Annotated in this window: 14 protein-coding genes; 11 read left to right on the top strand and 3 right to left on the bottom strand. The window is 58.2% G+C overall.

The features are described 5' to 3' along the window. The first annotated feature begins 36 nt into the window (after positions 1-36). Positions 37-2,589 carry a class I adenylate cyclase gene (gene cyaA, locus LGL98_RS24140; RefSeq protein WP_002883383.1) on the top strand — a complete coding sequence of 851 codons (2,553 nt, stop codon included), beginning with the start codon at positions 37-39 and terminating at the stop codon, positions 2,587-2,589. A gap of 133 nt (positions 2,590-2,722) precedes the next feature. Here the strand turns inward: cyaA and cyaY are convergent, their stop codons facing one another. Beyond that, a complete protein-coding gene (gene cyaY / locus LGL98_RS24135; RefSeq protein ID WP_136031881.1) occupies positions 2,723-3,043 on the bottom strand; it encodes an iron donor protein CyaY in 321 nt (106 codons plus the stop codon). Positions 3,044-3,189: 146 nt separating this feature from the next. Here cyaY and lptM point away from each other — a divergent pair, with 146 nt between their 5' ends. The 8 genes from lptM (at position 3,190) to corA (ending at position 10,104) form a co-directional block, all read left to right on the top strand. Further along, entirely contained in the window at positions 3,190-3,393 is a 204-nt protein-coding gene (gene lptM, locus LGL98_RS24130; RefSeq protein ID WP_004886794.1) for an LPS translocon maturation chaperone LptM, read from the top strand. A gap of 35 nt (positions 3,394-3,428) precedes the next feature. Further along, entirely contained in the window at positions 3,429-4,253 is an 825-nt protein-coding gene (gene dapF / locus LGL98_RS24125) for a diaminopimelate epimerase (RefSeq protein ID WP_002883394.1), read from the top strand. Next, a complete protein-coding gene (locus tag LGL98_RS24120) occupies positions 4,250-4,957 on the top strand; it encodes a DUF484 domain-containing protein (protein ID WP_136031879.1) in 708 nt (235 codons plus the stop codon). Before dapF ends, LGL98_RS24120 begins: the two co-directional genes overlap by 4 nt. After that, a complete protein-coding gene (gene xerC, locus LGL98_RS24115) occupies positions 4,954-5,856 on the top strand; it encodes a tyrosine recombinase XerC (RefSeq protein ID WP_136031877.1) in 903 nt (300 codons plus the stop codon). Before LGL98_RS24120 ends, xerC begins: the two co-directional genes overlap by 4 nt. Next, a complete protein-coding gene (yigB, locus tag LGL98_RS24110; RefSeq protein WP_136031875.1) occupies positions 5,856-6,572 on the top strand; it encodes a 5-amino-6-(5-phospho-D-ribitylamino)uracil phosphatase YigB in 717 nt (238 codons plus the stop codon). The genes xerC and yigB overlap by 1 nt, the downstream gene beginning before the upstream one ends. A gap of 63 nt (positions 6,573-6,635) precedes the next feature. After that, a complete protein-coding gene (uvrD, locus tag LGL98_RS24105; protein ID WP_136031873.1) occupies positions 6,636-8,798 on the top strand; it encodes a DNA helicase II in 2,163 nt (720 codons plus the stop codon). 148 nt (positions 8,799-8,946) lie between these two features. After that, positions 8,947-9,003 (top strand): YsgD/CorL family protein, encoded by a 57-nt coding sequence (ysgD, locus tag LGL98_RS26375; protein ID WP_349815745.1) that lies wholly within the window; start codon positions 8,947-8,949, stop codon positions 9,001-9,003. Positions 9,004-9,153: 150 nt separating this feature from the next. Next, positions 9,154-10,104, top strand: coding sequence for a magnesium/cobalt transporter CorA (gene corA / locus LGL98_RS24100; RefSeq protein WP_002883400.1), 951 nt, complete (start codon positions 9,154-9,156; stop codon positions 10,102-10,104). Positions 10,105-10,147: 43 nt separating this feature from the next. On the opposite strand, the gene rarD is transcribed toward corA, so the two are convergent. Both rarD and yigI read right to left on the bottom strand, forming a co-directional pair. Next, a complete protein-coding gene (gene rarD, locus LGL98_RS24095) occupies positions 10,148-11,041 on the bottom strand; it encodes an EamA family transporter RarD (protein WP_004187777.1) in 894 nt (297 codons plus the stop codon). 48 nt (positions 11,042-11,089) lie between these two features. Next, entirely contained in the window at positions 11,090-11,554 is a 465-nt protein-coding gene (gene yigI, locus LGL98_RS24090) for an acyl-CoA thioesterase YigI (protein ID WP_002883404.1), read from the bottom strand. Positions 11,555-11,706: 152 nt separating this feature from the next. Between yigI and pldA the strand changes: the two genes are divergently transcribed. Beyond that, the gene (gene pldA, locus LGL98_RS24085; protein WP_136031872.1) at positions 11,707-12,567 is read left to right on the top strand and encodes a phospholipase A; all 861 of its coding nucleotides are present in this window, start codon (positions 11,707-11,709) and stop codon (positions 12,565-12,567) included. A gap of 67 nt (positions 12,568-12,634) precedes the next feature. Beyond that, positions 12,635-14,461, top strand: a complete 1,827-nt coding sequence (gene recQ / locus LGL98_RS24080) for an ATP-dependent DNA helicase RecQ (protein ID WP_136031870.1) — start codon at positions 12,635-12,637, stop codon at positions 14,459-14,461. Positions 14,462-14,506: the final 45 nt, after the last annotated feature.

The raw sequence follows: 14,506 nt of genomic DNA, 5'->3' as shown, positions 1-14,506 counted from the left end.
TTGTACCTCGGGTTTTTGAACATCAGGCGATATGTCTTGTACCTCTATATTGAGACACTGAAACAGAGACTGGATGCCATCAACCAATTGCGCGTGGATCGCGCCCTTGCTGCCATGGGACCCGCTTTCCAGCAGGTTTACAGTCTACTGCCAACGTTATTACATTATCATCACCCGCTGATGCCGGGTTACCTTGACGGTAACGTTCCCCGTGGCATTTGCCTCTACACGCCTGATGAAACCCAACGCCACTATCTTGAAGAGCTGGAGCTGCATCGCGGTATGCAGACCCAGGAGCCGCCGAAAGGCGAGCTGCCGATCACCGGCGTCTACTCGATGGGCAGTACTTCCTCCGTCGGCCAGAGCTGTTCTTCCGATCTTGATATCTGGGTATGTCACCAGGCCTGGCTCGATAGCGAAGAGCGTCAGCTACTGCAGCGAAAATGCAGCCTGCTTGAGAGCTGGGCAGCCTCGCTCGGCGTGGAAGTCAGCTTCTTCCTGATCGACGAAAACCGCTTCCGCCATAACGAAAGCGGTAGCCTCGGTGGCGAAGACTGCGGTTCGACCCAGCATATTTTATTGCTCGATGAATTCTACCGCACCGCCGTGCGTCTCGCCGGGAAACGTATTCTGTGGAATATGGTGCCGTGCGACGAAGAAGAGCATTACGACGATTACGTTATGGGGCTGTATGCCCAAGGCGTGCTGACGCCTAACGAATGGCTCGATCTTGGCGGCCTCAGTTCGCTGTCGGCGGAAGAGTACTTCGGCGCCAGCCTGTGGCAGCTGTATAAGAGTATTGATTCCCCCTATAAAGCAGTGCTGAAAACGCTGCTGCTGGAAGCCTACTCCTGGGAATACCCCAATAACCGCCTGTTGGCGAAAGATATCAAACAGCGTCTGCATGACGGCGAGATTGTCTCCTTCGGCCTCGACCCGTACTGCATGATGCTGGAGCGCGTGACCACCTATCTGCAGGCCATCGAAGATGAAACCCGCCTCGACCTGGTGCGCCGCTGCTTCTACCTGAAAGTGTGCGAAAAACTCAGCCGCGAACGCGCTTGCGTCGGCTGGCGTCGCGAAGTTGTCAGCCAGCTGGTGAATGCCTGGGGCTGGGACGAAAAGCGTCTGATGATGCTCGACAACCGCGCCAACTGGAAAATTGATGAAGTGCGCAAGGCGCACAACGAACTGCTCGACGCCATGATGCAGAGCTATCGTAATCTGATCCGCTTCGCACGGCGCAATAACCTCAGCGTCTCCGCCAGTCCGCAGGATATCGGCGTGCTGACGCGTAAGCTATATGCGGCCTTTGAAGCGCTGCCGGGGAAAGTGACGCTGGTGAACCCGCAAATTTCGCCGGATCTGTCGGAACCGAACCTGACCTTTATCCACGTGCCGCCGGGCCGTGCCAACCGTACCGGTTGGTATCTGTATAACCGCGCGCCGGATATGGAATCGATCATCAGCCATCAGCCGCTGGAATATAACCGTTATCTTAATAAGCTGGTGGCCTGGGCCTGGTTTAACGGCCTGCTGACCTCACGCACCCGCCTGTTTATTAAGGGCAACGGCATCGTCGATCTGGCGAAGCTGCAGGAGATGGTGGCCGACGTGTCGCACCACTTCCCGCTGCGCCTGCCGGCGCCGACGCCAAAAGCGCTGTACAGCCCATGCGAAATCCGCCACCTGGCGATTATCGTCAACCTCGAATATGACCCAACCGCGGCCTTCCGCAACCAGGTGGTGCACTTCGATTTCCGTAAGCTGGATGTCTTTAGCTTCGGCGAAGAGCAAAAATGCCTGATCGGCAGCGTCGATCTGCTGTATCGCAACTCGTGGAACGAAGTGCGTACGCTGCACTTTAACGGCGAGCAGGCGATGATCGAGGCGCTGAAGACGATTCTCGGCAAAATGCATCAGGACGCCGCGCCGCCGGACAGCGTGGAGGTGTTCTGCTATAGCCAGCACCTGCGCGGCCTGATCCGCACCCGTGTGCAGCAGATGATCTCCGAGTGCATCGAACTTCGTCTGTCCAGCACCCGCCAGGATACCGGGCGCTTTAAAGCGCTGCGCGTCTCCGGCCAGACCTGGGGGCTGTTCTTCGAGCGTCTCAATGTTTCGGTGCAGAAGCTGGAAAACGCCATTGAGTTCTATGGCGCTATCTCGCACAACAAGCTGCACGGGCTGTCGGTGCAGGTGGAAACCAATCACGTTAAGCTGCCGGCGGTGGTGGATGGCTTCGCCAGCGAAGGGATTATTCAGTTCTTCTTTGAAGATGCGGATAACAACGACAGCGGCTTTAACATCTATATTCTCGACGAGAGCAACCGCGCCGAGGTCTATCATCACTGCGAGGGCAGTAAAGAGGAGCTGGTGCGCGACGTCAGCCGCTTCTATTCGTCATCGCACGATCGTTTCACCTACGGCTCCAGCTTTATCAACTTCAACCTGCCGCAGTTCTATCAGATTGTCGAGGTAGACGGGCGTACGCAGGTGATCCCTTTCCGCACCCAGGCGATTGCCGCCGCGATACCCACCAGCCAGGACGTTACCGCCTCGCCGGTGCTGCAGCAGCGCTACTCGTAGATTTGGCCTGGATAAGGCGTGAGCCGCTATCCGCAGATATTCCCTGCTGGTGTTGCGCTTAGCAGGGCTACGGTTCCAGGTCGTCGGGTAGCCCGGATAAGGCGCGATGCGCCGCCATCCGGGAAACACGTCATTAACGGAATTTCACTGTCTCACCGGCCTGCTGGCTCGCCGCCTGCTCCAGCAGATCCCAGAAGGTCTCGCCGCTGCGATCGCAGATCCACTCGTCGCCTTTGCGATCGAAGTGATACCCGCCCTGTTTGGTGGCCAGCCACACCTGGTGCAGCGGCTCCTGACGGTTAATAATGATTTTGCTGCCGTTTTCAAAGCTGATGGTCAGCACGCCGCCGTTGATTTCGCAGTCGATGTCGCTATCGCCGTCCCAGTCGTCCAGATGTTCTTCGATGGTCATCCACAGGCTATCGGCCAGGCGATGGAATTCACTGTCGTTCATAATTTTATTCTGCTTTTTTGATTTTTGAAGATGGGTCGCAGTATAGCGCGAAACAAAAGCGCGCGCAGTCGGATGCTAAAGGCTTGCTTTTACGTCTTCTCCTGCGATGATAGAAAGCAGAAAGAATGAATCACGGGCAACTATCAATGAAAAATGTTTTTCCTACGCTTGCCGTTTTGTTTGCGATCTTCAGCCTGACCGGCTGCGGTCTGAAAGGGCCTCTCTATTTCCCGCCGGCGGACAAAACTGCGCCGCCGCCGACCAAACCGGTTAACCCAGGTATTCAGAGCTCAACGCCGGATCGTAACGATCGTGGCGATACTGGTGGTCCGAGCCAGGTCAATTACTAACGATAACGTTCTGTTCCGCGCAACTGGAGTAGATGATGCAGTTCTCTAAAATGCATGGCCTTGGCAACGATTTTATGGTCGTTGACGCGGTAACGCAGAATGTTTTTTTCTCGCCGGAGCTGATTCGCCGTCTGGCGGATCGCCACCTTGGTGTCGGGTTCGATCAGCTGTTGGTCGTCGAGCCGCCCTATGATCCGGATCTGGATTTCCATTACCGGATCTTTAACGCCGACGGCAGCGAAGTGTCGCAGTGCGGCAACGGCGCGCGCTGTTTTGCCCGCTTCGTCCGGCTGAAAGGCCTGACCAATAAACGTGATATCCGCGTGAGTACGGCCAACGGGCGTATGGTATTAAGCGTAACGGAAGACGATCTGGTGCGGGTGAACATGGGTGAGCCCAACTTCGAGCCGTCCCAGGTGCCGTTCCGCGCCAACAAAGCGGAAAAGACCTATATCATGCGTGCCGCCGAGCAGACAGTATTGTGCGGCGTGGTGTCCATGGGAAATCCGCACTGCGTCATCCAGGTGGATGATGTGGATACAGCAGCGGTGGAAACGCTCGGCCCGGTGATGGAAAGCCATGAGCGTTTTCCGGAGCGCGCCAATATCGGCTTTATGCAGGTGGTCGGCCGGTCCCATATCCGTCTGCGCGTCTACGAACGCGGTGCGGGGGAAACCCAGGCCTGCGGCAGCGGCGCCTGCGCCGCGGTGGCGGTGGGGATCCAGCAGGGGCTGCTGGCGGAAACGGTACGCGTGGAATTACCCGGCGGTCGTCTTGATATCGCCTGGAAAGGCCCGGGCCAGCCGCTGTTTATGACCGGCCCGGCGGCCCATGTCTATGATGGATTTATTCATTTATGAAACCAATCGGGGAAGAACAGCAGGAGATTGCCAGCGCGTTGAACGATCGCGCGGTGGTGGACTATCTGTTGCAACATCCTGAATTTTTTATTCGTAATGCCGCCCAGGTCGAACATCTCCGCGTCCCGCATCCGGTACGCGGTACGATTTCGCTGGTGGAGTGGCACATGATGCGGGCGCGTAACCACATTCATGTGCTGGAAGAGAATATGTCGCTGCTGATGGAGCAGGCGGTCGCCAATGAGAGCCTGTTCCAGCGCCTGCTGCAGCTGCAAACGCGGCTGGCGGCGGCGGATAGCCTCGATGATATGCTCAACCGCCTTCATCGCTGGGCACGCGAGCTGGGGCTGGCGGGCGCCACGGTGCGCCTGTTCCCTGACAGCTGGCGCCTCGGCGCCCCCTCGAAGTTTACCCATCTGGCATTAAGCCGGCAGGCGTTTGAGCCGATCCGCATTCAACGTCTGGGCCAGGCGCGCCACTATCTTGGGCCGCTGAACGGTCCGGAGCTGCTGGTGGTGCTGCCGGAGGCGAAAGCCATTGGATCCGTGGCGATGTCGCTGCTGGGCGGCGATAATGCCCCCGGCGTGATGCTCTTTAGCAGCCGCGATGCGCAGCATTATCAGCCAGGGCAGGGGACGCAACTGCTGCAGGAGATTGCGCAGATGCTGCCTGGCCTGCTGGAGCGCTGGATTGAACGCGCATGACCGATTCTCCTCTCTTCTCCGCCGTCGCTCGCTTTTTGCGCCACCTTGGCGTTGAACGCCAGCTCAGCCCGATCACATTACTGAATTACCAGCGGCAGCTGGACGCGCTGATCGCCCTGGCGGATGAGGCGGGACTGAAAAGCTGGTCGCAGTGCGATGCCGCTCAGGTGCGAAGCTTTGCGGTGCGTAGTCGCCGCGCGGGGTTAGGCCCGGCGAGCCTGGCGCTTCGCCTGTCGGCGCTGCGCAGTTTCTTCGACTGGCTGGTCGGCCAGGGCGAGCTGGCCGCTAACCCGGCGAAGGGAATTGCGGCGCCGAAAATTCCTCGTCACCTGCCGAAAAATATCGATGTCGATGATGTGAATCGGCTGCTGGATATCGATCTCAACGATCCGCTGGCGGTGCGCGACCGGGCGATGCTGGAGGTGATGTACGGGGCGGGATTGCGTCTGTCCGAACTGGTCAATCTTGATATCAAACACCTCGATCTCGAAAGCGGTGAGGTTTGGGTGATGGGCAAAGGCAGCAAAGAGCGCCGTTTACCGATCGGTCGTAACGCGGTGACGTGGATTGAGCACTGGCTGGATTTGCGCGGCCTGTTCGGTACCGACGACGACGCGCTGTTTTTGTCGAAGCTGGGCAAACGTATTTCGGCGCGCAACGTACAGAAGCGGTTTGCCGAGTGGGGGATTAAGCAGGGGCTGAACAGCCATGTGCACCCGCACAAGCTGCGCCACTCCTTTGCCACCCATATGCTGGAGTCGAGCGGCGATCTGCGCGGCGTGCAGGAGCTGCTGGGGCATGCTAACCTCTCCACCACCCAAATCTATACCCATCTTGATTTTCAACACCTTGCCTCGGTGTACGATGCCGCGCATCCGCGCGCTAAACGGGGGAAATAATGCGTTTTTACCGACCTCTGGGCCAGATTTCCGCGCTGACGTTTGACCTGGACGACACCCTATATGATAACCGCCCGGTGATTGATCGGACGATGCATGAATCGCTGGCCTTTGTGCGCAATTACCATCCGTCGCTCAGCCAGTTCGACGCCCATGAGCTTAACCAGCTGCGTCAGACGCTGCTGGCATCTGAGCCGGAGATCTACCACGACGTGACCGTCTGGCGCCACCGCGCGCTGGAGTTAGGCATGCGTAATGCCGGGCTCTCCGCCGAAGCGGCGAAAGCGGGGGCCGATGCGGCGATGGAAAACTTCGCCCACTGGCGCAGCCGCGTCGATGTTCCGCAGGAGACCCACGATACGCTGGCGAAGCTGGCGAAGAAATGGCCGCTGGTGGCTATCACCAACGGTAACGCTCAGCCGGAACTGTTCGGGCTGAATGACTATTTCCGTTTCGTGCTGCGCGCCGGGCCGGATGGCCGCTCCAAGCCGTTTGCCGACATGTACCACCTGGCGGCGGAGCGTCTGGACTTACCGCTCGGGCAGATTCTGCACGTCGGCGATGACCTGACGACCGACGTGGCCGGATCGCTGCGCTGTGGGATGCAGGCCTGCTGGATCAAACCGCAAGGCGCGGACCTGATGCACACCGCGGACAGCCGCCTGCTGCCGCATATTGAAATTTCACGGTTGGCATCTCTGACCTCGCTGATATAATCACCAGTCACTCTGTATATATTAACAGGGGTTCGTGGAACCCCTTCTCTTCCGGCGGTGCCAATGGACGTTTCTTACCTGCTCGACAGCCTTAATGACAAACAGCGTGAAGCCGTAGCGGCCTCGCGCACCAATATGCTGGTTCTGGCAGGGGCGGGCAGTGGTAAGACGCGTGTTCTGGTGCACCGTATCGCCTGGCTGCTGAGCGTGGAGAACTGCTCGCCGTACTCGATTATGGCGGTGACCTTTACCAACAAAGCGGCGGCGGAGATGCGCCACCGTATCGGCCAGCTGATGGGCACTACCCAGGGCGGCATGTGGGTGGGCACCTTCCACGGCCTGGCGCACCGCCTGCTGCGTGCGCACCATCTGGACGCCAACCTGCCGCAGGACTTCCAAATTCTCGACAGCGAAGACCAGCTGCGTCTGCTGAAGCGTCTGATTAAGGCGATGAACCTCGATGAGAAACAGTGGCCGCCGCGTCAGGCGATGTGGTACATCAACAGCCAGAAAGATGAAGGGCTGCGTCCGCATCATATTCAGAGCTACGGCAACCCGGTCGAGCAGACCTGGCAGAAGGTCTATCAGGCCTACCAGGAAGCCTGCGATCGCGCCGGGCTGGTGGACTTCGCCGAGCTGCTGCTACGCGCCCACGAGCTGTGGCTGAACAAACCGCATATCCTGCAGCACTACCGCGAGCGCTTCACCAATATCCTCGTCGACGAATTCCAGGATACCAACAACATCCAGTACGCCTGGATCCGCCTGCTGGCGGGCGATACCGGCAAGGTGATGATCGTCGGCGATGATGACCAGTCGATTTACGGCTGGCGCGGCGCGCAGGTCGAAAACATTCAGCGCTTTCTCAATGACTTCCCGGGCGCGGAAACTATTCGTCTGGAGCAGAACTATCGTTCAACCAGCAATATTCTTAGCGCCGCCAACGCCCTGATTGAAAACAACAACGGGCGCCTGGGCAAAAAACTGTGGACCGACGGCGCCGACGGCGAGCCGATCTCGCTGTACTGCGCCTTCAACGATCTCGACGAAGCACGCTTCGTGGTGAACCGGATTAAAACCTGGCAGGAGAGCGGCGGCGCGCTGGAGCAGTGCGCCATCCTCTATCGCAGCAACGCCCAGTCGCGCGTGCTGGAAGAGGCGCTTCTGCAGGCCAGCATGCCGTACCGTATCTACGGCGGCATGCGCTTCTTCGAGCGTCAGGAAATCAAAGACGCGCTCTCGTACCTGCGCCTTATCGCCAATCGCAACGATGACGCGGCGTTCGAGCGCGTCGTCAATACGCCGACCCGCGGTATTGGCGACCGCACGCTGGACGTGGTGCGCCAGACGTCGCGCGATCGCCAGCTGACGCTATGGCAGGCCAGTCGCGAGCTATTGAAAGAGAAAGCGCTGGCCGGTCGCGCCGCCAGCGCCCTGCAGCGCTTTATGGAGCTGATTGACGCGCTGGCGCAGGAGACCACCGATATGCCGCTGCACGTTCAGACCGATCGGGTGATTAAAGACTCCGGCCTGCGCGCGATGTACGAGCAGGAGAAAGGCGAGAAGGGCCAGACCCGTATTGAAAACTTAGAGGAGCTGGTGACGGCGACGCGTCAGTTCAGCTACAACGAAGAAGATGAAGATCTGATGCCGCTGCAGGCGTTTCTCTCTCACGCCGCGCTTGAAGCGGGCGAGGGGCAGGCGGACACCTGGCAGGACGCGGTTCAGCTGATGACCCTGCACTCGGCGAAAGGGCTGGAGTTCCCGCAGGTGTTCATCGTCGGCGTCGAAGAAGGGATGTTCCCGAGCCAGATGGCCCTTGATGAAGGTGGCCGTCTGGAAGAGGAGCGTCGCCTGGCCTACGTTGGCGTAACGCGCGCCATGCAGAAGCTGACGCTGACTTACGCGGAAGCCCGCCGTCTGTACGGCAAAGAAGTTTATCACCGCCCGTCGCGCTTTATCGGGGAGCTGCCGCAGGAGTGCGTAGAAGAAGTGCGTCTGCGAGCCACGGTGAGCCGCCCGGTAAACCATCAGCGACTGGGCGCACCTATTGCCGAGAGCGATACCGGTTACAAGTTAGGCCAGCGCGTACGGCATCCGAAGTTTGGCGAAGGCACTATTGTCAACCTCGAAGGCAGCGGCGAGCACAGCCGGCTGCAGGTGGCTTTTCAGGGCCAGGGAATCAAATGGCTGGTGGCGGCTTACGCCCGGCTGGAGGAAGTGTAACTTTAAGAAAAATATCATTATTTTGTAATATTCTGCTACCTTTATACGTTAAGGCGCCTGATTTGCGCTTTCGCGTTCCGTTGCGTGTTGACGCCGATTTTGCGCTGGCGTAACATGCGCGCACGATTACGCTAAGAGGACATTCGCCTTGGACACACCCAGTAGATGCTGGCTCAACTTCCTGTCATTCAGGAACAACTCCTAAGGCTATCCTCTTATGCTGATAGCCTTAGCGGTTGTCAGCGACCTGCCCCATTCCCGTCGCGCTGAGTCAGGCTTAATGGTCTGAAACCCAATTTGTTTCTGTGTGCCCACCGAACTGTCCGATAATTTTTTTGCATTGGGAGTCCCGGTCATGCTGAGCGCATTTCAACTGGAAAACAATCGTTTAACGCGCCTGGAAGCCGATGAGATCAAACACCTCGCCAGCTCGGTGTGGGTCGATCTGGTCGAGCCTGACGACGATGAGCGAAGCCGCGTGCAGACGGAACTGGGTCAAAACCTGGCGACGCGCCCGGAACTGGAAGATATCGAAGCCTCCGCGCGTTTCTTTGAAGATGAAGACGGGTTACACATCCACTCGTTCTTCTTTTTTGAAGATGCCGACGATCACGCCGGTAACTCTACCGTGGCGTTTACCATCCGCGAAGGCCGCCTGTTCACGCTGCGCGAGCGCGAACTACCCGCTTTCCGCCTCTACCGTATGCGTGTACGTAACCAGACGCTGGTCGACGGCAACGCCTACGAACTGCTGCTCGACCTGTTCGAGACCAAAATCGAGCAGCTGGCGGATGAAATTGAAAACATCTACAGCGACCTGGAAAAGCTGAGCCGTGTCATTATGGAAGGCCATCAGGGCGACGAGTACGACGAAGCGCTGTCGACGCTGGCGGAACTGGAAGATATCGGCTGGAAGGTGCGCCTCTGTCTGATGGATACCCAGCGCGCGCTGAACTTCCTCGTGCGCAAGGCGCGCCTGCCAGCGGGCCAGCTGGAGCAGGCACGAGAGATCTTGCGCGATATCGAATCCCTGCTGCCGCACAACGAATCGCTGTTCCAGAAGGTGAACTTCCTGATGCAGGCGGCGATGGGTTTTATCAACATCGAACAGAACCGCATCATCAAGATCTTCTCGGTGGTCTCGGTGGTGTTCCTGCCACCAACCCTGGTGGCCTCCAGCTACGGGATGAACTTTGAATTTATGCCGGAGCTGCACTGGAGCTTCGGCTACCCGGGGGCGATCGTCTTTATGATGCTGGCCGGCCTGGCGCCGTATCTCTACTTCAAGCGCAAAAACTGGCTGTAAAAAAAGGGAGCGTTGGCTCCCTTTTTTACTGGCTGAGGCAGGCTTAGCCTCTGCGCAGCCTGCGCTGGGTATACAGCGCATCGACGATAAACACCGCCAGCGCGACCCAGATAAAGCCAAAGGTCACCATTTTATCCTTGCCCGGCACTTCGCCGTAAAACGTCACCGCCAGCAGGAACATCAGCGTTGGGCCGATGTACTGGAAAAAGCCCAGCGTGGAAAGCCGCAGACGCGTTGCCGCGCCAGTGAAGCACAGCAGAGGAATGGTCGTGACCACGCCTGCCGCCATCAGCAGCAGATTGAGCGACCAGGGGTTCTCGCCCATATGGCTGGTCGGGCTGTCGGTGATGCCGAACAGCCAGATTGCCGCCACCGGCAGCAGCCACAGCGTTTCCACCAGCATGCCGGTTTGCGCATCGACAGCGATTTTCTTTCGCACCAGGCCGTAAAAGGCAAAGCTGAAGGCCAGCCCAAGGCCGATGATCGGCAGCGAACCAAAGGTCCACAGCTGGACCAGCACGCCGCAAAAGGCGAGGAGCACCGCCAGCCACTGCAGACGACGGAAGCGTTCGCCGAGGAAAATCATCCCCAACAAAATATTCACCAGCGGGTTAATAAAGTAGCCGAGGCTGGCTTCCAGCATATGGTGGTTATTCACCGCCCAGATGAACAGCAGCCAGTTACCGCCGACCAGCACTGCCGAGAGTGCCAGCAGGAAGATCTTGCGTGGCGTTTTCAGCAGCTTTTTCACCTGCGGCCACTGGCGGCTGACGCTGATGAGCGCCACCATGAAAAAGAAAGACCAGATCACGCGATGGGTCAGAATTTCATCGGCGGGAACATAGTAGATAAGTTTGAAGTACGCTGGCGCGATACCCCAGATAAAGTAGGCGGCGAGGGCCAGAATGATCCCCAACCGCGTCTGTTTCGCATCCATCGGTAAAATCCATTGCCAAAGAGAGTGATGTTACTCGATTTTGGCCAATCAACCCACCATATAGGTGGCCGTTGCGCTGGCAATATAGACCTGCGCTTCGTTATGCAGTTCCACGCGGGCAACCGCCACTTTATTGCCGGCGCGCAGCAGGGTGCTGGTGGCGGTAAAACGTTCGCCGCGGCCCGGACGCAGGTAGTCCACGCGCAGGTCGATGGTTCCCATGCGGGAAAGCCGCTGGCGCAGCTCTTCTTCGTTGATGGTGTCATGCCGGGTGAGGGTGCTGCCGACGCAGACCAGGCCAGCGGCGACGTCCAGCGCGGAGGCGATCACCCCGCCATGCAGAATGCTTTGCGCCCAGTTGCCGACCATCATCGGCTGATTATTAAAGCTAAGCTGCGCAAACGCTTTTTCATAGCGTTCCAGTTCGAGACCGAGGGCGCGGTTAAACGGCATGTGATAGACGAAAATCTCACCCACCAGTTTCAGGGCTGCTTCGGCAGTAAGTTCAGACATAACACCGGTTCCATTCGTTAACAAAATGTTGATTTTATGCTTCTAAAATATTGATTTCCACTTTCGGAACGGATTAGGGGGCAGGTGATTAATAAACAGGTAGAATGTCTTCAGGTTAAACAAAAATAAAAACTATTTATCAGGAGACCAGCATGCGTATCTCTTTGGCCTGCCTGGCGGCGCTGTGCGCGCTACCGGCTGGTGTTATGGCGCAGGACGCGTCGGTACACGACAAACCAGCAGTGCGCGGCAGCATTATCGCCAACCTGCTACAGGACCATGATAATCCTTTCCTGCTTTACCCTTATGAGAGCAACTACCTGCTCTATACGTGGACCAGCGACCTCAATAAAGAGGCGATCCGCAGCTATGACTGGGCCGAAAACGCCCGTAAAGATGAAGTAAAGTTCCAGCTGAGCCTGGCGTTCCCGCTGTGGCGCGGTATCCTGGGCGATAATTCCCTGCTCGGCGCGTCGTACACCCAGAAATCCTGGTGGCAGCTCTCCAATAGCAAAGAGTCGGCGCCATTTCGCGAAACCAATTACGAGCCACAGCTGTTTTTAGGCTTTGCGACCGACTATCAGTTTGCCGGCTGGACGCTGCGCGACATTGAGATGGGGTATAACCACGACTCAAATGGCCGTTCCGACCCCACCTCGCGCAGCTGGAACCGGCTTTACGCCCGGCTGATGGCGCAAAACGGCAACTGGCTGGTGGAAGTGAAACCCTGGTATGTGGTGGGCAGCACCGATGATAACCCGGACATTACTAAATACATGGGCTATTACCGCCTGAAGGTGGGCTACCAGTTGGGGGAGGCGATCCTCAGCGCGCAGGGACAATATAACTGGAACACCGGCTACGGCGGGGCGGAGTTTGGGGTGAGCTACCCCATCACTAAACATGTTCGCGCCTATACGCAGATCTACAGCGGCTATGGCGAGTCGCTTATCGACTATAACTTTAACCAAACGCGCGTCGGGGTCGGGCTAATGCTCAACGATCTGTTTTAATCGTTGCACTCTGGCTCGCAGGCGCTGAAAATAGCGCCTGTTTTCTTTTCAGGCAAATGGGGTCAACGTGGCACAGGCGGAAGTATTAAATCAGGAATCGCTGGCTAAGCAGGTTTTACAAGAAACCTTCGGCTACCAGCAGTTCCGTCCTGGCCAGGAAACGATTATCGAGACGGCGCTCGAAGGCCGGGACTGCCTGGTGGTCATGCCGACCGGTGGCGGCAAGTCGTTGTGCTATCAGGTGCCGGCGCTGGTCATGGGCGGTCTGACGGTGGTGGTCTCACCGCTGATCTCGCTGATGAAGGACCAGGTCGATCAACTGCTGGCCAACGGCGTGGCGGCGGCTTGTCTGAACTCGACGCAGAGCCGCGAGCAGCAGCAGGAGGTGATGGCCGGTTGCCGCAGCGGGCAGGTTCGTCTGCTGTATATCGCGCCGGAACGGCTGATGCTGGATAACTTTCTTGAGCATCTGGCGAACTGGAACCTGGCGATGCTGGCGGTAGACGAAGCGCACTGTATCTCCCAGTGGGGCCATGACTTCCGTCCGGAATATGCCGCGCTGGGCCAGCTGCGTCAGCGGATGCCGCAGATCCCGTTTATGGCGTTGACCGCCACCGCCGATGACACCACCCGCCGCGATATTGTCCGCCTGCTGGGGCTTAACGATCCGCTGATTCAGGTCAGCAGCTTCGACCGGCCGAACATCCGCTATATGCTGATGGAGAAATTCAAGCCGCTCGACCAGCTGATGCGCTATGTACAGGATCAGCGCGGCAAATCAGGCATTATCTACTGCAACAGCCGTTCAAAAGTGGAAGATACCGCCGCCAGGCTGCAAAGCCGCGGTATTAGCGCGGCGGCTTACCATGCCGGTCTGGAAAACGATGTGCGCGCCGACGTGCAGGAGAAATTCCAGCGCGACGATCTGCAGATCGTGGTGGCGACGGTGGCCTTCGGGATGGGTATCAACAAGCCGAACGTCCGCTTTGTGGTGCATTTTGATATCCCGCGCAATATTGAATCCTACTATCAGGAGACCGGCCGCGCCGGGCGTGACGGCCTGCCGGCGGAAGCGATGCTGTTTTACGATCCGGCGGACATGGCGTGGTTGCGCCGCTGTCTGGAAGAGAAGCCCGCCGGGCCGCTGCAGGATATCGAACGGCATAAGCTGAACGCGATGGGGGCGTTTGCTGAAGCCCAGACCTGTCGTCGTCTGGTGCTGCTGAACTACTTTGGCGAAGGACGCCAGGAGCCGTGCGGCAACTGCGATATTTGTCTTGATCCGCCAAAGCAGTACGATGGCTTAATGGACGCCCGCAAGGCGCTTTCAACGATTTACCGGGTGAATCAACGCTTCGGGATGGGTTACGTGGTGGAGGTTCTGCGCGGGGCCAACAATCAGCGCATCCGAGAGATGGGCCACGATAAGCTGCCGGTTTACGGTATCGGCCGGGAGCAAAGTCACGAGCACTGGGTGAGCGTGATCCGCCAGCTGATTCACCTTGGGCTGGTGACGCAGAATATCGCCCAGCACTCCGCGCTGCAGCTGACCGAAGCTGCGCGACCGGTGCTGCGTGGCGACGTGCCGCTGCAGCTCGCCGTGCCGCGTATCGTGGCGCTGAAGCCGAAGGCGATGCAGAAATCCTTTGGCGGCAATTATGACCGTAAACTGTTTGCCAAGCTGCGCAAATTGCGTAAAGCGATCGCTGACGAAGAGAATATCCCGCCATACGTGGTCTTCAACGACGCGACGCTTATCGAGATGGCCGAACAATCGCCGCTGACCGCCGGCGAGATGCTCAGCGTCAACGGCGTGGGGACACGCAAGCTCGAGCGTTTTGGGAAGCCGTTTATGGCGCTGATCCGGGCGCATGTTGATGGCGACGATGAGTAGTCAGCTGGCTGAAAAAGTGCCAGAATAGTTTCTCTCTTCATTATT

Origin of the sequence: Klebsiella africana (assembly GCF_020526085.1) — a bacterium.
Lineage (GTDB): Bacteria > Pseudomonadota > Gammaproteobacteria > Enterobacterales > Enterobacteriaceae > Klebsiella > Klebsiella africana.
Note: the sequence above shows the minus strand (reverse complement) of the source record. Positions and strands in the feature narration are given on the sequence as shown.